15 protein-coding genes are annotated in these 18,888 nt (G+C 71.2%); 8 read left to right on the top strand and 7 right to left on the bottom strand.

Annotated elements, in window-relative coordinates; translation table 11 throughout:
- The first annotated feature begins 913 nt into the window (after positions 1-913).
- From KBY47_RS34810 to KBY47_RS34800, 3 genes are read left to right on the top strand one after another with little or no spacing between them, the layout of a single operon-like run.
- Entirely contained in the window at positions 914-1,762 is an 849-nt protein-coding gene (locus KBY47_RS34810; protein ID WP_210928418.1) for an LLM class F420-dependent oxidoreductase, read from the top strand.
- A 59-nt stretch (positions 1,763-1,821) separates the two neighbouring features.
- Positions 1,822-4,461, top strand: coding sequence for a bifunctional FO biosynthesis protein CofGH (locus KBY47_RS34805; RefSeq protein WP_210928417.1), 2,640 nt, complete (start codon positions 1,822-1,824; stop codon positions 4,459-4,461).
- 57 nt (positions 4,462-4,518) lie between these two features.
- Positions 4,519-5,094 (top strand): hypothetical protein, encoded by a 576-nt coding sequence (locus KBY47_RS34800; protein ID WP_374103148.1) that lies wholly within the window; start codon positions 4,519-4,521, stop codon positions 5,092-5,094.
- A gap of 28 nt (positions 5,095-5,122) precedes the next feature.
- Here the strand turns inward: KBY47_RS34800 and KBY47_RS34795 are convergent, their stop codons facing one another.
- Positions 5,123-5,620 carry a DUF2165 domain-containing protein gene (locus KBY47_RS34795; RefSeq protein ID WP_210928415.1) on the bottom strand — a complete coding sequence of 166 codons (498 nt, stop codon included), beginning with the start codon at positions 5,618-5,620 and terminating at the stop codon, positions 5,123-5,125.
- A 151-nt stretch (positions 5,621-5,771) separates the two neighbouring features.
- On the opposite strand from KBY47_RS34795, the gene KBY47_RS34790 reads away from it, so the two are divergent.
- Positions 5,772-6,890: an ADP-ribosylglycohydrolase family protein gene (locus KBY47_RS34790; protein ID WP_210928413.1), complete on the top strand. Its 1,119-nt coding sequence runs from the start codon at positions 5,772-5,774 to the stop codon at positions 6,888-6,890.
- A 12-nt stretch (positions 6,891-6,902) separates the two neighbouring features.
- Here KBY47_RS34790 and KBY47_RS34785 read toward each other — a convergent pair whose 3' ends face one another.
- Together KBY47_RS34785 and KBY47_RS34780 are read right to left on the bottom strand one after the other, a co-directional pair.
- Complete coding sequence (locus tag KBY47_RS34785) at positions 6,903-8,465, bottom strand: sodium:solute symporter family protein (RefSeq protein WP_210928412.1); 1,563 nt, start codon at positions 8,463-8,465, stop codon at positions 6,903-6,905.
- 150 nt (positions 8,466-8,615) lie between these two features.
- Entirely contained in the window at positions 8,616-9,407 is a 792-nt protein-coding gene (locus KBY47_RS34780; protein WP_210928409.1) for an SDR family oxidoreductase, read from the bottom strand.
- 83 nt (positions 9,408-9,490) lie between these two features.
- Here KBY47_RS34780 and KBY47_RS34775 point away from each other — a divergent pair, with 83 nt between their 5' ends.
- On the top strand, positions 9,491-10,315 hold the full coding sequence (locus KBY47_RS34775) for a hypothetical protein (protein ID WP_210928406.1): 825 nt from the start codon (positions 9,491-9,493) through the stop codon (positions 10,313-10,315).
- Positions 10,316-10,321: 6 nt separating this feature from the next.
- Here KBY47_RS34775 and KBY47_RS34770 read toward each other — a convergent pair whose 3' ends face one another.
- Positions 10,322-12,133: an MFS transporter gene (locus KBY47_RS34770; RefSeq protein ID WP_210928404.1), complete on the bottom strand. Its 1,812-nt coding sequence runs from the start codon at positions 12,131-12,133 to the stop codon at positions 10,322-10,324.
- A gap of 171 nt (positions 12,134-12,304) precedes the next feature.
- Positions 12,305-14,527 carry a D-alanyl-D-alanine carboxypeptidase gene (locus tag KBY47_RS34765; protein ID WP_210928401.1) on the bottom strand — a complete coding sequence of 741 codons (2,223 nt, stop codon included), beginning with the start codon at positions 14,525-14,527 and terminating at the stop codon, positions 12,305-12,307.
- Positions 14,528-14,767: 240 nt separating this feature from the next.
- Here KBY47_RS34765 and KBY47_RS34760 point away from each other — a divergent pair, with 240 nt between their 5' ends.
- The 3 genes from KBY47_RS34760 to KBY47_RS34750 all read left to right on the top strand — a co-directional run bounded on the left by KBY47_RS34760 (position 14,768) and on the right by KBY47_RS34750 (position 17,046).
- A complete protein-coding gene (locus KBY47_RS34760; protein WP_210928399.1) occupies positions 14,768-15,520 on the top strand; it encodes a GPP34 family phosphoprotein in 753 nt (250 codons plus the stop codon).
- A 289-nt stretch (positions 15,521-15,809) separates the two neighbouring features.
- The gene (locus KBY47_RS34755) at positions 15,810-16,667 is read left to right on the top strand and encodes a helix-turn-helix transcriptional regulator (protein WP_210928396.1); all 858 of its coding nucleotides are present in this window, start codon (positions 15,810-15,812) and stop codon (positions 16,665-16,667) included.
- A gap of 187 nt (positions 16,668-16,854) precedes the next feature.
- Positions 16,855-17,046, top strand: coding sequence for a DUF397 domain-containing protein (locus KBY47_RS34750; RefSeq protein ID WP_210928393.1), 192 nt, complete (start codon positions 16,855-16,857; stop codon positions 17,044-17,046).
- A gap of 109 nt (positions 17,047-17,155) precedes the next feature.
- Here KBY47_RS34750 and KBY47_RS34745 read toward each other — a convergent pair whose 3' ends face one another.
- Positions 17,156-17,662 (bottom strand): glutathione peroxidase, encoded by a 507-nt coding sequence (locus tag KBY47_RS34745; RefSeq protein ID WP_210928391.1) that lies wholly within the window; start codon positions 17,660-17,662, stop codon positions 17,156-17,158.
- Between the two features lie 65 nt (positions 17,663-17,727).
- Complete coding sequence (locus KBY47_RS34740; protein ID WP_210928389.1) at positions 17,728-18,663, bottom strand: N-acetylmuramoyl-L-alanine amidase; 936 nt, start codon at positions 18,661-18,663, stop codon at positions 17,728-17,730.
- Positions 18,664-18,888 lie beyond the last annotated feature (225 nt).

Raw genomic sequence — 18,888 nt, 5'->3', positions numbered from 1 at the left:
CCGATAGCCGCCAAGCCCATCCCGGCGTGCCGCCACCCGCCTGACGCGCAACCGCCCACCGGGCCGCCACCCGCTGAACCCGCCCGGCGTGCAGGCGAGACGCCGACGCGCCCCCTCAACCCCGGCCTACCCCACAGCCCACCCAAGGGACCGGCACGGCTCTGCCCCCCGTCTTTCCGGGCCGTCCGCTCGCTTCTCACCCGGGCTGGAGCGGGCCGGGGTCAAGGGGCGGCCGCAGGCCGATCGGCGTAGCCGACGCGGAGCGTAGCGGAGCGCCCTTGAGGCCGGGTCGCGGAAGCACGACACTGGCAAAGAAGCGGGCGGCCCCCACGGTCACTTGGGGGTTAGCGGAGCCTGGAGGAACAGGGAGTTTGGTGAAGGTGTGGCCTTGAGCCTGGAAGCGGGCTCGCTGCTGTTTCGTGGCGGAGTTCTGCGCGGGCGTACGTTGAGTGTGAAGGGGTTGTGTGCCACTCCAGGGTTCCCGTGCCGGAGGTCGGGAGGGGTGGTGGCCGGTCAGGGTGATGCCCTGGTCGGTGATGAGGCGGGGCGTGCAGCGGGGGGCGGGGGCGCCGGTGGCTTCCAGGTGGACGGTCACCGGGGTGTGCGGTGCCGTCAGGAGGCGTGCCCGATGGTCGCTCGGGTGCTGTCAGGCGTGTGGGCCAGCGAGTTGAGCGTGACGTGCCGGGACTCGGCGGCGTAGCAGCGGCCCGTGCGGATGCCCCGTTGGATGCCCTCGGGGGTGAGGGCGTCGGCCTGGACGACCGTTGCGGTGGGTGTCGCTGTCGCCGATCGCGGGGAGCCAAGTCAGCTGCCGGACGCCGGGTGGGGCGGGTGTGCCCGGCCGTCACCGTCTCCGGTTCGATTCCGACTGGTCGGTATGGACAGATGGCCGCGGTCGCGGTACAACCAGGGCATGCGCATCGCCGTGACGATCTTTCTCACCGACGAGACGATTACCCCCACCCGGCTCGCTCGCGAGCTGGAGCAGCGGGGCTTCGCCGGGCTGTATCTGCCCGAGCACACCCATATCCCCACCGAGCGGACCACGCCGTACCCGGCTGGCGGTGAGCTGCCGCGCGAGTACGGGCGTACGCTCGACCCCTTCGTCGCGCTCGGGCAGGCCGCCGCCGTCACCGAGCGGCTCGGGCTCGGCACCGGCATCACGCTGGTCGCCCAGCGCGATCCGATCGACCTGGCCAAGCAGGTGGCGACCCTGGACCATCTGTCCGGCGGGCGGTTCACCCTCGGCCTCGGCTTCGGGTGGAACGTGGAGGAGGCCGACGACCACGGCGTCGAGTGGCGTACCCGTCGTGATCTCGTCCGGGACCGGATGGGGATCATGCGGGCCCTCTGGGCGGACGAGCCCACCGCCTACGAGGGCGCGTTCGGCAGCGTCCGCGCCAGCTTCGCGTACCCCAAGCCCGTGCAGAAGCCGCGTGGGCCGGTCAGCGGGCCGCGCACGCTCATCGGCGGCGCCGCCGGGCCGAAGCTGTTCGCGCACATCTGTGAGTACGCCGACGGGTGGCTGCCGATCGGTGGGCGCGGTCTGTCGGAGTCGGTGCCGGCGCTGCGTGCCGCGTGGGCCGACGCGGGCCGTGATCCGGCGGCGCTCCAGGTGGTGCCGTACGCCGTCCACCCGACCCCCGGCAAGCTCGCGCACTACGCGGACCTCGGCATCGAGGAGACCGTGGTGCAGCTGCCGCCGGGCGGTGAGGCGGAGGTGCTGCGGACGCTGGACGCCTTCCAGGCCCACGTCTCCTGACCACCGATGGAACCCCCACGGGTCGCCGACGTGCTGATCACCGCTCGTATGCTCGAAGGATGACGACTCCCGCGAGCTCCGGATCCGGCTCCCCCGACCGTCCGAGCGGCACCGGTCCCGCCGGCCGCCCCGGCGGCACCGTCCCGACCGAGAACTCCATGCGTCGCGCGTTGAAACGGGCCAGGGAGGGCGTCGCCCTCGACGTCGCCGAGGCGGCGGTGCTGCTCCAGGCCCGGGGTGACGCCCTCGACGACCTCACGGCGTCCGCCGCCCGCGTGCGGGACGCGGGGCTCGAGGCCGCGGGACGCCCTGGCGTGATCACGTACTCCAAGAGCGTCTTCATCCCGCTCACCCGGCTGTGCCGTGACAAGTGCCACTACTGCACGTTCGTGACCGTCCCCGGCAAGCTGCGCCGGGCCGGGCACGGGATGTTCATGTCGCCGGACGAGGTGCTGGACGTCGCCCGGCGCGGCGCCGCCCTCGGCTGCAAGGAAGCCCTCATCACCCTCGGTGACAAGCCGGAGGAGCGCTGGCCGGAGGCGAGGGAGTGGCTCGACGCGCACGGCTACGACGACACCATCGCGTATGTCCGTGCGATCTCCGTCCGCATCCTGGAGGAGACGGGGCTGCTGCCGCACCTCAACGCGGGCGTCATGAGCTGGACCGACTTCCAGCGGCTCAAGCCGGTCGCCCCGTCGATGGGCATGATGCTGGAGACGACCGCGACCCGGCTCTGGTCGGAGCCCGGCGGCCCGCACTACGGGTCCCCGGACAAGGAACCGGCGGTGCGGCTGCGGGTCCTGGAGGACGCGGGGCGGTCGTCCGTGCCGTTCACCTCGGGGGTCCTCATAGGGATCGGGGAGACGTACGAGGAGCGCGCGGAGTCCCTGTTCGCGCTCCGCAAGGTCTCCCGCGCCTACCACGGCATCCAGGAACTCATCATCCAGAACTTCCGCGCCAAGCCGGACACCGCGATGCGCGGCATGCCGGACGCGGAACTCGACGAACTCGTCGCCACGGTCGCCGTCGCCCGGCACATCCTGGGCCCGTCCGCCTGTCTCCAGGCCCCGCCGAACCTCGTCGACGCCGAGTACGAGCGGCTGATCGGTGCGGGGATCGACGACTGGGGCGGAGTCTCGCCGCTGACCATCGACCATGTGAATCCCGAGCGTCCCTGGCCGCAGATCGAGGAACTGGCGGAGAAGTCCCGGGCGGCCGGGTTCGAGCTGCGGGAACGGCTGTGCGTGTATCCGGAGTTCGTGACGCGCGGCGAGCCCTGGCTCGATCCGCGGCTGCGGCCGCACGTGTCCGCCCTCGCGGACCCGGAGACGGGGCTCGCCCTGCCGGACGCGGTGGTCGAGGGGCGGCCCTGGCAGGAGCCCGAGGAGGTCTTCGCGGCCAGCGGGCGCACGGACCTGCACACCACCATCGACAGCGAGGGCCGTACCTCCGACCGCCGCGACGACTTCGACGAGGTGTACGGCGACTGGGGCGCCCTGCGCGAGGCCGCCGCGCCGGGGATGGTGCCGGAGCGCATCGATACGGACGTGCGGGAGGCGCTGCGCACCGCCGCCGACGACCCGACCCGCCTCACCGACGACCAGGCGCTCGCCCTGCTGCACGCGGACGGCCCGGCGCTGGACGCGCTCTGCGGGGTCGCGGACGACGTGCGCAGGTCGGTGGTCGGTGACGAGGTGACGTACATCGTCACCCGTAACATCAACTTCACCAACGTCTGTTACACCGGCTGCCGCTTCTGCGCCTTCGCCCAGCGCCGCACGGACGCGGACGCGTACACGCTCTCCCTGGACCAGGTCGCTGACCGGGCGCAGCAGGCGTGGGAGGTCGGCGCGGTGGAGGTGTGCATGCAGGGCGGTATCCATCCGGACCTGCCGGGCACGGCGTACTTCGACATCGCGAGGGCGGTGAAGGAGCGGGTGCCGGGCATGCATGTGCACGCCTTCTCCCCGATGGAGGTCGTCAACGGCGCCACGCGGACGGGGATGTCCATCCGGGAGTGGCTCACCGCGGCGAAGGAAGCGGGCCTGGACTCCGTTCCCGGGACCGCCGCGGAGATCCTCGACGACGAGGTCCGCTGGATCCTGACCAAGGGCAAGCTGCCGACGGCGACGTGGATCGAGGTGGTCACGACCGCGCACGAGCTGGGCATCCGGTCGAGTTCGACGATGATGTACGGCCATGTCGACCAGCCGCGGCACTGGCTGGGTCATCTGCGCACGCTGGCCGGGATCCAGCAGCGCACGGGGGGTTTCACGGAGTTCGTGACGTTGCCGTTCATCCACACCAACGCGCCCGTCTATCTGGCGGGGATCGCCCGTCCGGGACCGACGATGCGCGACAACCGGGCGGTGACGGCGATGGCCCGGCTGCTGCTCCACCCGTACATCCCGAACATCCAGACGAGCTGGGTGAAGCTGGGCACGGAGGGCGCGGCGGAGATGCTGCGGTCGGGCGCCAACGACCTGGGCGGGACGCTGATGGAGGAGACGATCTCGCGGATGGCGGGTTCCTCCTACGGCTCGTACAAGTCGGTCCGTGAGCTGGTCGCGGTGGCGGAGGCGGCGGGGCGTCCGGCGCGTCCGCGGACGACGCTCTACGGCGAGGTGCCGGAGGAGCGGCAGCGTGCGGCGCGGGAGTCGGACGGGCATCTGCCGGAGCTGTTGCCGGTGCTGGACTGAGAGCCGTGCGCAGTACGATGATCCGACGCCCGAAACCGGGGGTCGGAGACTGAGGAGATGCGTGCCGTGCCTGCCATTCCCTCCTGGGCCTGGGTCAGCGGGCTGACCGCGGGGGCGATCGTGGCGGTCGCCGTGCTGGCCGTCCGGGCCGAGGGTGGCCCGCAGCCGGTCGCCGCCGCCACGCCCCGTCCGTCGGCCTCGGCGACGGCGGACGCGAAGCCCAGCGCCAGCCCCTCGGCCAAGGCTCCGGCGGCGGTGCCGGACGACTCCGGTACGGGGCGCCGTATCGTCTACTCGCTGGGTGACCGGCGGGTGTGGCTGGTCGACGCGAGTGACTCACCGCGCCGCACCTTCACGGTGTGGCCGGGCACGGTCAGTCCGGACCCGGGTGCCTACGAGGTGTCGTCGCGCACCGAGGCGACGACGGGCTCGGACGGCGTGGAGATCGAGAACATCGTCTACTTCACGGCGAAGTCGGGCGTCTCCATCGGCTTCTCCAACGCCCTGGACGGTTCCTCGCCGCCCCCGCCCGCCGAGGGCGCGCAGACCGGCGGTGTCCGGATGCGCGCGGCGGACGGGGACGCGCTGTGGGCGTTCGGCACGGCGGGGACGCCCGTCGTGGTGGTCGACTAGGTCAGCTAGGCCAGCTGGCCCGGCCAGGTCAGCCGGCGTCGGCGCGCGGTGCCGTCAGCTGGACGACCAGCAGGGTGACCCCGCTGAGCAGGAACACCCGCAGGGCGGCGTCGAGTCCGTTCCAGTCCTCGGACTGCCACATGGCGAACCACTCGCCGCCGATCGCCATGAACCCGGCCCCGAAGAGCAGCATCACCATCAGCAGCCCGTACGTCGCGTACCGCCGGGCCTGGCCCTGGCCGCGCCGCACCCACAGCCAGGTCGCGTAGAGCAGGACGAGGGCGGCGACCGTCTCCCAGGCGATGATGGCCACGTAGGCGGTGTCCTGGAGCCACTCGGCGGTGACGGCCCGCCACATCAGGTCCTCGTCCTTGAACGTGGTGTCCATGGCCAGGACGTGCCGTACGAAGTCCTGGTTGGTCCCGAAGTCCGTGATGTTGCCGAAGGCCACCAGGGCCATGTAGAGCGCGACGGTGGCGGTGAGGACGGTCGCGGCGAGGTGGGGGGAACGCGAGGGTGTGGTCATGACACACATCCTCTCCACCACCCCACGGGCCCCATGCGTCATTGAGCCACCCTGGCCGGGACTCCTTCTGACCCCAACGGACCGTCTCCGTTCGATTACAGTGCTGAACTGTCGTACGGACGGACAGACGGACGGTGCCCGGGAGGTCTAGGTGAGTGCGACAGCCGGTGCCGTCTGGGGGCGGCCCGAGCAACAGGACTTCCGGAGCCGGGTGCGGGGGACGCTGCTCGGGGCGGCGCTCGGGGACGCGCTGGGCGCGCCCGTCGACGGGGCCGGCATCGACGGCATCCGGGAGGCGCACGGGCCGGAGGGCGTCGTCGACCTGGCGCCCGCCTACGGTCGGCGCGGTGCGGTCACGCACCTCACCCAGCTCACCCTCTTCTCCGTGGACGGCCTGATCCGTGCCCAGGTACGGCGGGACACCGGCGCCTGGCACCCGCCGACCGATGTGCACCGGGCGTATCTGCGCTGGGCGGCGACCCAGCGGGACTGGGGGCCGGACGAGCGGCGCAAGGACGACGGCTGGCTGGCCCGCGAGGAGTGGCTGTACGCCCGCCGGGACCCGACGCGGGCGCTGCTGCTCGGGCTCGGTGACGAGACCATGGGCACGCTGGAGGCGCCGAAGAACACGGACGCGGCCGGGCCGGAGGCGGCGGCCCGTTCGGCGCCCTTCGGGCTGCTCGTCGGCTGGGAGCCGCAGTTGGTCGTCCAGCTCGCGGTGGAGTGCGCGGCGCAGACCCACGGCCATCCGACGGCCTGTCTCGCGGCGGGCGCGTACGCGGTGATCGTGCACGGTCTGGCCCTGGGTGACGGGCTCGACGGGGCCGTGCAGCGGGCGCTGGGGATGCTGGCCGCGCGGCCGGGGCAGCAGCCGGTGTCGGACGCCTTGCAGCGGGCGCTGGGCGCGGTGCGGCAGGGGCTGCCGAGCCCGGCGCGGGTGGCGGAACTGGTGGGGGAGGGGACGGCCGGGCAGGTGGTGTCGGCGGCCGTGTACTGCGCTTTCGTGGGCGATGACGTACGGCAGGGGCTGCGGCTGGCCGTCAACCAGGACGGGCCGTCGGCCGCGACGGCCGCCCTCACCGGTGGTCTGCTGGGTGCCCTGCACGGGGAGACGGCCCTCCCCCCGGCCTGGCTGGCCGAGTTGGAGGGCCGTCCGACGATCCTGGAGCTGGCCGACGACTTCGCGATCGAGATGACCCAGGGCCCGGCCCTGCACGGTCCGGCGGGCGCCGCCCCCGGCTGGCTGGCCCGGTATCCGAGGGGCGGCTAGCGATATCGCTGGCTAGTCCCTCACCGTCGTACGCACGAAGTCCTCGCCCTCGGCGGGGCCGGGGAGTACCGCCGAGCTGTCCCCGTCGGTGTTGATGCGCTCGAGGATCGCGAGGCGTTCGGGGGTGTCCTCCGGCTTCAGGTAGCCGATGAGGACGTAGAGGACGAGGGAGACCGCCAGTGGGATGGAGACCTGGTACTGGAGGGGGACGCCGCCGTCCACGTTCCAGTTGACGGGGTAGTTCACCAGCCAGAAGGCCAGCAGGCCCGCCGCCCAGCTGGTGAGGGCCGCGGTCGGGCCGGAGCGGCGGAACGGGCGCAGCAGGCCCAGCATCATCGGGATGGCGATCGGGCCCATCAGACCGGCCACCCACTTGATGACCACGGTGATGATGTCCTTGAAGGTGGGGGAGTTGACCTGGGTGGCCACCGCCATCGACAGGGCGAGGAAGACGACCGTGGTCAGCCGGGCGGCGATCAGCCCGGAGCGGTCGCTCCAGCTCCGAGCCCTCGCCGACAGCACGGGCGCGACGTCCCGGGTGAAGACGGCGGCGATGGCGTTGGCGTCGGAGGAGCACATGGCCATGGTGTGCGAGAAGAAGCCGACGATGACCAGGCCGAGCAGGCCGTGCGGGAGCAGTTGTTCGGTCATCAGGGCGTAGGAGTCGGAGCCGTCGCCCTTCTCGGAGGTCACCAGCAGCGGCGACATCCACATGGGGAAGAACAGCACCAGCGGCCAGACCAGCCACAGCACCGCGGAGAGGCGGGCCGAGCGTTCGGCCTCCTTCGGGGTGGGGGTGGCCATGTACCGCTGGGCCTGGTTGAGCATGCCGCCGTTGTACTCGAACAGCTTGATGAAGAGGAACGCGAGCAGGAAGACCGTGCCATAGGGGCCGACGAGGGGTTTGGCGTGGCCGTCGAGGGCGGGTTCGTCCCAGACGCCGAAGAAGCCGCCGTAGTCGCCGATCTCGATGAGGACGGCCACGAACATGGCCAGTCCGGCGAGGAGTTGGATGACGAACTGGCCGAGTTCGGTGAGGGCGTCGGCCCACAGGCCGCCGATCGTGCAGTAGATGCCGGTGACGACGCCGGTGATGAGGATGCCCTGGTTCAGGGAGACGCCGGTGAAGACGGACAGCAGGGTGGCGATCGCCGCCCACTTGGCGCCCACGTCGACGATCTTCAGCAGCATCCCGGACCAGGCCAGCGCCTGCTGGGTCCTGAGGTCGTAGCGGTTCTTCAGGTACTCCAGCGGGGAGGCCACGTGGAGCCGTGAGCGCAGCCGGTTGATGCGCGGCGCGAACAGCTTGGACCCGATGGCGATGCCGAGCGCGATCGGGAAGGACCAGGTCACGAAGGACGTGACGCCGTATGTGTACGCGATTCCGGCGTAGCCGGTGAACATCACCGCGCTGTAGCCCGACATGTGGTGGGAGATGCCGGAGAGCCACCAGGGCATCTTGCCTCCGGCGGTGAAGAAGTCGCTGACGTCGTCCACCCGTTTGTGGGAGTAGACGCCGATCGCGACCATCACACCGAAGTAGCCGATGAGCACGGCCCAGTCGAGACTGTTCATGCGCCACCCTTCAACGGTCCGCCTTGTGAACGGCCCGCTCATCGTGGTGGCGTCTACGTGGGCACGACAAGGAAGGGGTGGGTCAAGAGGCAGTAAAAATGTTCTGCTCGATGACCGCAGTTTATATACGTGAACCGTCGCCGAGGGGTCTCAGCGCATCAGTTCCCCCGCGTTGACCAGCAGCGACTGGCCCGTGATCGCCCTCGCCCGGTCCGACACCAGGAACACCGCCGCGTCCGCCACGTCCGCGTCCGTCGCAAGCTCCGGCAGCGCCATCCGCCCCGTCAGCCGCCCCAGCACCTCCCCCTCCGGCACCCCCTCGCGCTCCGCCGCCCGCCGCACGTACGCCCGCACCGGCGGCCCCCACATCCAGCCCGGCAGCACCGTGTTCACCCGGATGCGGTACGGCCCCAACTCCCGCGCCAGCGAGTACATCGCGCTGGTCAGTGCCCCCTTCGAGGCCGCGTACGCGGCCTGCCGCACCCGCGAGGGCGCCGCCAGGGCCGACTGCGTCCCGATGAACACCACCGCACCGCCCCCGTCCGCCGCCTTGAGCCCCGGCAGACAGGCCCGCGTCATCCGCAGCGTCCCCAGCAGGTTCACCTCCAGCACCCGCGACCAGTCCCCGAAGTCCGCGTCCTCAAGCCCGCCGAAGTGGCGGTCGAGCGCCGCCACGTGCACCACCCCCGAGATCCCCCCGAAACGCTCCCGCGCCAGCTGGGCCAGCGCCGCGCACTGCGCCTCGTCGGTGATGTCCGTCGCCCGGTACGCCGTCCGCGCTCCGCCCGGGTCCACCGCCGCCGCCGTCCTCGCCAGCCGCGCCTCGGTGCGCGCGCCGAGCACGGCGTTCCCCCCGTCCCGTACGACGGCCGCCGCGACCTGGTGGCCGAGACCGGCGCCGACCCCCGACACCACGACCGTCTTCCCCGCGAGCAGCGACATCGGCGGACCTCCCGTGACGACCCTGGCGCTTTATCTGACGAGGCGTCAGAGTATGGGCCGGGTCACCAGGAAGGGGAAGGGACATGAGCGAGCAGTACGCCGAACTGGCCGCCGTGGGCCCCTACGGCGTCCACCCCGGCCACGCCCTGATCACCATGGTCGAACCGCACCCCGGCCACGAGTACGCCTACAACCGCTGGTACGAGGACGACCACTACTACGCGGGCGCCATGGCGATGCCCTGGATGTTCGCGGGCCGCCGCTGGGTCGCCACCCGCGACCTCCAGCTCCTGCGCCACCCCGAGAAGTCGGCGGTCGCCCAGCCCGTCACCACCGGCTGCTACCTCTCCACCTACTGGATCACCGAGGGCCGCCACGCCGACCACATGCGCTGGACCGTCGCCATCAACAAACGCCTCAACCACGACGCCCGCGTCTACCGCGACCGCACCCACGTCCTCACCGCGTTCCAGGACCACGAGACGACCGTCTACCGCGACGGCGCCGCGGGCCCCCGCGACTTCCACGCCCTCGACCACCCCTACGCGGGCCTGGTCCTCCAGGTCGTCGACGCCGACTCACCGGAGCGGCGCACCGAACTCCTCCACTGGCTGCGCACCCGGCACCTGCCCAGACGCGTCGCGGGCTCCCCGGCCGCCCTGGTCACCGTCTTCCGGCCGACCCCGCTGCCGCTGGACCGCATGTCCTACGTCAAGCAGGTCGAGGGCGTCGACACCCGGCTCACCCTGCTGTGGTTCCTGGAGGCCGACCCGCGGCACTGCTGGGCCGACCACTTCGCCGACCTGGGCGCCGCCACCGACGCGGGCGGACACGGCCGTACCGAACTCGTCGCACCGTTCGTCCCCACCGTCCCCGGCACCGACACCCACGTCAGCGAGCTGCGCTGACCCCGGTCACCGCAGCTCCTCCGGACACGGCGTGCCCCGCGGGAACTGGTACGGCGCGCCGATGCGGTACACGCCCTCCCGGGGCGCCAGCAGCACCGTCCACTTGTCACCGTGGACGTCCTCCTCCGCCTCCGTCAGACAGCCGTTGGCGTTGTGGAACGTCTTCGGCTCGCCCTCCGCCCGGTCCTTGGACGCCTCCGTCTCCTGCGGCGGCTCCACGCCCTTGCCGTCGGCGTCGACCAGCCCCAGCCAGGGCGAGTACGGCACCCGGATGAGGACCCGGCCGGGCTCCCGCACCTCCACCGTCATCCCGCCCTGCTCGGCACGCTCCACCGTGGCCGGCGGATCGGCGAGCGGCGCCGGGTCCCGCACCGCGAACAGCTGCCAGTTCGCGTCGCCCCAGATCTGCTGGAGGTACGGCAGCCCGCGCTGCACCAGCTCCCGCTCCCGCTGCCCGCCGTCACCGTCCGGCTCGTCCTTCGGCAGCACCACGAAGTGCACCGCCCAGCGCTTCAGCCAGTCGTGGTAGTTCGCCGAGTTCAGGGTGTCGTCGTAGAAGAGGGGATTGCGCTCCATGTCGGCCTGCCGGTTCCAGCCGCGCGCCAGGTTGACGTACGGGGCGAGCGCGGAGGCCTCCCGGTGCGAGCGGGCCGGAACCACCTCGACCCGGCCCTTCTCCGCGCCGACCTGCTGGAGTTCGTTCACCAGCGGTGCCAGCTCGCGTGCCCAGGACGCCGCCGGAGTGGTGTGCACCACGTCGTCGACGGACTTGAAGCCGATCCAGAACGTGAACACGGCCAGCGACAGCACGATCGTGTACCACTTGCGGGTCCGCGCCACCGCGAACGGCAGCGCCGCCACCAGCGCCACCCCGGCGAACAGCATCGCCAGCCGGGTGATGTTCGACCCGATCTGCGAGCTGATCAGCCACACCAGCAGCACCGCGAGCCCGTACACCGCCGCCGTGATCCGCACCGTCTTCCACTCGCGCGGCACGCAGGCGAAGACGGCCGCCGAGGACAGCAGCGGCAGTATCGCCGAGGCGAACGACATCGGCTGGGTGCCCGCGAACGGGAACAGCCACGCCGACACCGCCACCACCGCGGTCGGCGCCAGCCCCAGCGCCCACGCGCCGGGCCGCCGCTTCTGGAGGAACAGCGCCACCGCCACCAGACCCACGAACAGCCCGGCCACCGGCGACGCCATCGTCGCGAGCGCCGCCAGCGGGGCCGCGCACAGCGCCTTCGCCCACCGCTTGTAGCGCCAGCGGTGCGGCCAGCAGAACACGACCGCCGTCGCGCCGAGCGCGAACATCGTGCCCAGGCCGAACGTCACCCGCCCCGAGGCCGCGTTGCACAGCAGTGCGAACACCCCCGTCAGCGCCGCCCACAACGGGTTCCGCACCGACCGGCTGCGCATCAGGATCAGCGTCAGCAGCCCCGCCGACACCGTCCCGGCGATCATCATCGTCGTACGGACCCCGAGCACCGACATCAGATACGGCGACACCACGCTGTACGACACCGGGTGCATACCGCCGTACCAGGCGAGGTTGTACGCCGAGTCGGGATGACGGCCCACGAACTCCGCCCACGCGTCCTGGGCCGCGAGGTCGCCACCACTGTTCGCGAACGTGAAGAACCAGATGACGTGCAGGATCCCCGACAGGCCGGTGAAGAAGAGGACGGGGTGCCGGGCTACCCGGTCACGCAACCTGCGGGCGGCCGGGACCGCGGAGGACGCGGGCGCGAGTATTCGCGGGCCGTCGCCCGGGCCCGGACCGGCGTCGCCGGCACGTGTCGGCTCCGTTGTGACCACCTGAAGGCACTCCCCGTGTCCCTGTCTTCTGTTCTCGGTTCTTCTGTTCCCGGTCGTCCGCTCTTGGTCTGCTGTTCCCGGCGACCTGCCCGTTTCGTGACGCTAGCAGAGACCCCGCCGACGGGCGCCCGGGTGGTGGGCGCTCACCGGCGGGGTGCGGTGCCGTGCGGCTCAGGCCACGCGGGTCAGCCGGTCCGTGAAGCCCGGCTCCGCCAGCTCGTCCTGAAGGGCGACCGGCACCGTGACCGCGCCGCCGCTGCCGTCGCCGACGGTGAGCGTGCCCACCTTGGTGCCCGCCTTCGCGGTGTGCGGCACGTCGCCGGGTTCGAAGGACAGCTCCACCTCGAGACCGGCCCAGCCGACCGCGTGCACGTCCTCGGTGACCACGACCGGGGTCCGGCCGCCGAGCCCGTCGTCGACGTACCCGACGACATCGCCCTTCTGGAGGATCTTCGCGGAGGTCAGCCGCTCCCGGGCGGCGAGCATCGCGGTCTTGCTGACCGCGTTCACCGTGTCGATGATCGGGGCCGTGTGCTGGCCGAGGATGGCGCCGACGACGGTGACGTTCTCCCCGTCGACCTCCTTGGTGGCCGCGAAGAGCAGGTTGCCGCCGGCCGTCGTGGTGGTGCCGGTCTTGATGCCGATCGCGCCGTCGTAGGGCACGAGGGTGTTCCAGTTGCGCCACTTCTGACCGGAGGGGTCGGTCCACTCCGGCAGCTTGGTGATCTCCACCAGCGCCGGAATGCGCACCAGCTCGTTGCCGAGCTTCACCTGGTCCACGGCGGTGGAGACCGTGGTCCCCTCCAGGCCCGAGGGGTCGGTGTACGTGGTGTTGGTCATGCCGAGTTCCTTGGCGGTGTCGTTCATCTTCTTGACGAACGCCTCCTCGGAACCGGCGTCCCACCGCGCCACCAGCCGCGCGATGTTGTTCGCCGAGGGGATCATGATGGCCGCGATGGCCTCCCGCTCGGTGAGCTTGTCGCCCGCCTTGACGGTGTTGAGCGTGGACTCGCCGCCCGTCTGGTCGTAGCCGCCCTCCTTCTCGGCGAGCGCGTCGACCTCGATCTCCGGACCCTCCTCACCGGCCTTCAGCGGGTGCTCCTTGAGGATCACGTACGCGGTCATCGCCTTGGCCACCGACCCGATCGCGACCGGCTTCTGCTCGCCGAAGTTCTCCATCGTGCCGATCCCGGCGACGTCCATCGCGCCCTGGCCCTCCTTGGGCCACGGCAGGCCCTCGAAGCTGCCCTCGAAGGAGTACGAGTCGTCGGCGGTGAGGGTGAGCGTCGGCGCCGGCAGCGGACGCATGTACTGCACGATCGCAAACACGATCGCCAGCAGCAGCACCAGCGGCGTCCAGATCTTCACCCGCCGCACGAACGTCCGCAGCGGAGTCGCCGGGGGCGGCGGGGTGTTCGTCAGCTCCGCCAGCAGGTCCAGCGGCGGCTTCGGCGGCAGCGGCTGCTGCGTCGTCCGCTCCGGACCGACCTGCGGGACGGCGGCGGTCGTGCCCGCGGGCGGCGCCGGGGGCCTGCGCACCGGCGGTTCGTCCAGCGGCTTCAGCGCCACGAACCTGCTGGTCCGCTCGGCTTCGGCGGGCTCGGGGGCCTTGGGTTCCGACTCCTCGGGCTCGGCCGCCTTCGCGGCGCCGCCCAGCTTGAGCATCGTCGTCGGCTGATCGACCTCCGGCTTCTTCGGCCGTACGGCCTTGAAGACGGCCGTGGGCTGGTCGACGGGGGGTGCGTCGGGGGTCGCGGGGGCCTCGGAGTCCTCGGAGTCCTCGGGAGCCGGGGTGGGGTCCGCGTCGGCCTCGGCGCCCCTGTCGTCGGACTCGGGTACGGGCTCGGACTCTGACTCGGGCTCCGGCTCGGACTCTGACCCGGCCTCGTCCTCGTCCTCGTCCGCCTCGCCCTCCGGGGCCGTGTCCTCGGCCGGGCTCGCGTCCTCGTCGCCGTCGTCACCGCCGTCCTCGGCGGCATCGGCGGCCTCCGCGTCGGCGTCCTCGGTCTGCTGCTCCGCCTCCGGGGCGTCCTCCGGGGCCTCCTCAGGGGTTTCACCGGGAGCCTCGGGCGTCTCGGCGGCCTCGGCTGCCTCCGCGGTCTCCTCGGCATCCTCCGGCTCCGCCTTCGCGTCCGCCGACGTCACCCACGCCGCCACCGCCGCGCGCAGGCGGTCCTCGCGGCCGGGGTCGGCCGGGTCGGCCGGGGCGGCGTCCTTCACGGAGAGCACCTTCGTGGCCGTATCCGCGCGGCCGCCCTCGGGCTCCTCACGGGTGACGGCGAGACGCGGGTCGCGGGACTCGCTCCTCGCCCCGGGAACCGGACTCGCGCTCCCCGACGTCGGTTCTTCCGACGACTCGCGCTGCTTCGAACTGTCGGGGGACTCGCCCGCCACCGATGCCTCCTCATGCGCCGCACGTTCTCAGTGCGCCTACCCGAAAACCATGGAACCGCCGCCCGGGCCACCGCTCCACAGCCCTGTCCGAACCATGTACCAGTGTCCTGTGTGCGGTCCCGCCCCACGCGGTAGACGAGAACGACATACCTACTGGTTCCACTACAAACAGGTCACGCACCCTCGACAGACAGATGTGAGAGGGGTCACCCTGTCATTCATCCACGCGGGGAGGCATGGATGGGCAGGAGCCGCAGAACACTTCCGGAGGAGCTTCTGCTGCTGGCATTGGACCCGACCACGGGTACCACTGCGCAGCCGCAGTCGCTCGACCTCGGTCTGGCCGGAGCACAGCTAGTGGAGCTGGCGCTGGCCGGACGGATAGCCCCTGACGGGGATCGTATCGCCGTGGTCGTACCACGGCCGACAGGAGATCCGACTTTGGACTGCGCGTTGGAGTTGCTGCGAAGGCGCGGCGCTCCGGTGCGGGCCGTCCACTGGATTGGCGGACCCCGGCTGGGGCTCCGTCAGACGTACCTCTCGCACCTGGAACGCTGCGGCATGGTGCATGCCGTGGAGGGCCAGATGTGCGGGGTGCTGCCGACCACGCGCTACCAGGCGACGGACAACGCCATCAGCCGGGAGATCAGGGCCCGGCTGGACTCCGCGATCCGCACCGGCGTTCCGCCGGACCCGCGGACGGCGGCGCTCGCCGCGCTGGCGCACGCGGTCGGTCTCGGCAAGCACCTGTATCCGGGCAACGAGGGACGCTCGTCCCGCTCCCGGCTGCGGGACCTGATCAGGCACGACCCGATGGGCGGCCTCGTGGCGCACGCCGTGATGGACGTCCAGAACGGCGTGGCGGCCCAGCCGCGCCGCAGCCCGGCCCAGGCCGCCCGGCAGCCCGGACCGGCCGCCAGGTCGGCACCGGAACCCGCCCGAGGCGTTCCGGCGCAGCCGCGCCGCGGGATGGCACGCGCCGTGGCTCACTGAGCCGCAGTTCCACGGCACGCGCCGCACACCACAAGACCCGGTTCCGGGAGCCGCAGCGGTCCGCGCGGGGTGGTGGCACCGTACGTCCATGACGACGGTGCCACCGCCCCGCGCGGTCGCGTGTTGTCGTACAGCAGTCGGCGTACGTTGGGCCGTACGCCCGCGAACTGGCGTGTACCCGCCGCATATCCCGGGTTCTCCAGCGGTAAGAAGCACCTTGGTGGCAATCTGCTCAACAGCGGATACGCAAAGTGGCAAGTCGAGGCCCGCAGCCGGAGGTGCACGTCCCGTGGCGTCCAATGTCAATCCCACAGTCAGGCGGCGCCGGCTGGGCCAGGAGCTGCGCAGGCTCCGTGAACTCAAGGGCATGACGGCCGAGGAGGTGGCCGAGCGGCTGCTGGTCTCCCAGTCGAAGATCAGCCGCCTGGAGAACGGCCGCCGCAGCATCAGCCAGCGCGATGTGCGCGATCTGTGCGGGGTCTACGAGGTGGAGGACCACCGGATCGTGGACTCGCTGATGCAGATGGCCAAGGATTCCCGCCAGCAGGGCTGGTGGCACTCCTTCGGGGACATCCCGTACAGCGTCTACATCGGTCTGGAGACGGACGCGGCGAGCCTCAGGGTGTACGACCCGCAGGTGGTGCCGGGTCTGCTCCAGACGCGCAACTACGCGGAGTCGCTGATCACGGGGGCGCTGCCGGAGGCGGCGCAGGCGGACATCGACAAGCGGGTGCAGGTGCGGCTGCGTCGGCAGGAACGTATTTCTGCCCCGGAGAACCCGCTGCGGCTGTGGGCGGTGCTCGACGAGGCGGCGGTGCGCCGGGAGGTCGGCAACAGGCAGGTGATGATCGAGCAGTTGGAGTACCTGCTGGAGGCGTCGCAGCTGCCGCATGTGACGGTGCAGTTGATCCCGTTCTCGATGGGCGCGCACCCGGGGGTCAGCGGGCAGTACGCGATCCTGGAGTTCCCGGACGCGGCGGACTCCAGCGTGGTCTACATCGAGGGTGTCACCAGCGACCTTTATCTGGAAAAGGCACAGGACGTCCAGAAATACAGTGTGATGTACGAGCATCTGCGGGCACAGGCCCTCAATGCAGACCAGACCCGGGAATACATCTCGAACGTGGCAAAAGACTACGCACGCTGAGTGGGCCGCCGAAAGGTACACGATTGCCTGGCTCGGATGGAAGACCCCAGTGGAATATGCCATCCGGTCGAGTGAATGGTTCCTCCAGACGCCGATGTTGGCGAGTAGCGTCGATCACGCCAATCGAGCACGAAGGTTGGCGCGATCCAAGCACTCCGCAAGTCAGCAACTCGCAACTGGAGCGAACATGGCAATCAAGCAGGGCGCGACGGACACGTGGGTCAAGTCCTCGTACTCCCAGGGCAACGGCGCCTGCGTCGAGGTCAAGTCCCCTGTCCGCAGCGCGATGGCCGTCCGGGACTCCAAGGTCCCCGCGGGCCCCGTCCTGGGCTTCCCGGCCGACGCGTGGAGCGCGTTCGTGGCCTCGGTGAAGTCGTAACGCGAACCGTCCCCCACACAACGCACCCACACAACGCACCACCGACGAGCCCTCTCGACCAGTCCGCCGTCCTAGCCGAGGGGGCTCGGTCCGTGCCGTCACCGTCCGGTCAGGACAGCGCGCGCTCCACCGCCGCCACCAGCTCGGCGGACTCCGGCTCCGTCTGCGGCGCGAACCGCGCGACGATCCGCCCGTCCCGCCCGATCAGGAACTTCTCGAAGTTCCAGCGAATGTCCCCGCTGTGCCCCTCGGCATCGGCGAAGCCGGTCAGACGGTCGTAGAGCGGATGCCTCCCCGCCCCGTTCACCTCGACCTTCTCGGTCATCGGGAACGTCACGCCGTACGTCGCCGAACAGAACTCGGCTATCTCCTCCGCGCTGCCGGGCTCCTGCCCGAGGAACTGGTTGCAGGGCACGCCGAGGACGGTGAAGCCCTGTCCGGCGTACCGCTCCTGGAGTCGTTCGAGGCCCGCGTACTGCGGGGTCAGCCCGCACTTGGAGGCCACGTTCACGATGAGCACGGCCTTCCCGGCGTACTGCCCGAGGTGCGCGGAACCGCCCTGCAAGGCGCCCATCTCGATGTCGAGTACGGATCCTGTGCTGTCGGTGTTCGTCATGGGCGGATGCTAAGCCCCCACCGGATCGGGAAGGCGCGCCGGGTGGTCGCTCCCAGCCGGTCGGTCTAGGCGACGACCGTGAAGAGGCCCGTGCGTTCGCCGAGCCTGCTGAGGGAGATCTTGCCCGGGATGCCGTCGGCGTCCGAGCCGCCGTAGCCGAGGTGGCGCTGCCACTTGGCGTAGGCGGCGACGGTGGTGGTGCCGAAGGAACCGTCGCCCGCGTAGGTCTTGTCCAGGTAGCCCAGTTTGACCAGGGCGGCCTCGGTGAGGTTGGTGCCCGTCATGTAGGTGACGTGGCCCTGCCGGGCGCCGGGGTCGGTCTTCGCGGCGCTGACCAGGCGGGACAGGTCGACGCGGGGCTTGGTGGCCTTGCCGGGCTTGCTGGTCACCGGCGTGGTGGCGGCGCCCCCCGGCTTCCTGGCGAGCTGCTTGCGCACAGCGGCCCGGAAGTCGTCCATGTCGAAGCTGGGGTCGATCTTGCCGGGCTGGACCTCCTTGTGCCCGGCGATCGACTTCTCCGACCAGCCGTGCGCCCGGCACAGCGCCGCCGCCCACAGCACGGCCTGCCGGTACTGGGCGTCCGGGTAGGGGTCGCGGCCGTTGCCGAGGTTCTCGATCTCCAGGCCGTAGAGGCAGTCGTTGCCGTCGGCGTTGGCCTGGTTGTCGTGGGGGAGCGGCTTCTCGGCGCGCAGCGCGTTGAGCACGTCGAGGTCGACCGCACCGGCGTGGTTGGCGCGGCCGTGGCCCAGCAGCCACAGCCCCGAGGTCTTGCCGAGCCAGGCGTGGCAGAGCGGACCGGGCAGTCCGGTCCGGCCCCGGAAGCACAGCTCCCTGTCGTTGTGTCCGGCGGTGTGGTGGATCAGCACGCCGATCACCGGGCCGAACTTCTTGCCGGTCGCGGCGTCCCGGTTGTGGGTGCGCCAGCCTTCGTGTTCATGGACCGTGAGGCCCTCGGCCTTCAGTGCGGCAAGCGTTTTCGCGGCGGACAGCGGGGTCGCCATGGCTGCGGTCCTTTCGGAGCGGTGCGTCAGGTGGTCAGCTCGCGCGTGTGTGCGCGGATGCGGCCGTTGTTGAAAGACGGACCGCGTCTCCCAGGGGTCCAGCTTGGCGGAATCGCATCCCTCGCGGGGCCAAATCCCCTATGCGGCAACGGGATTGACGGCGCGTCGACGGGGCTCACGGAGGCGCCGGGGTGGTGTGGGGAGGTGCGCGGGAGGGGGTGGGAG

The organism is Streptomyces sp. B93 (assembly GCF_018070565.1).
Lineage (GTDB): Bacteria > Actinomycetota > Actinomycetes > Streptomycetales > Streptomycetaceae > Streptomyces.
This window is presented reverse-complemented; position numbering and strand designations above follow the sequence as displayed.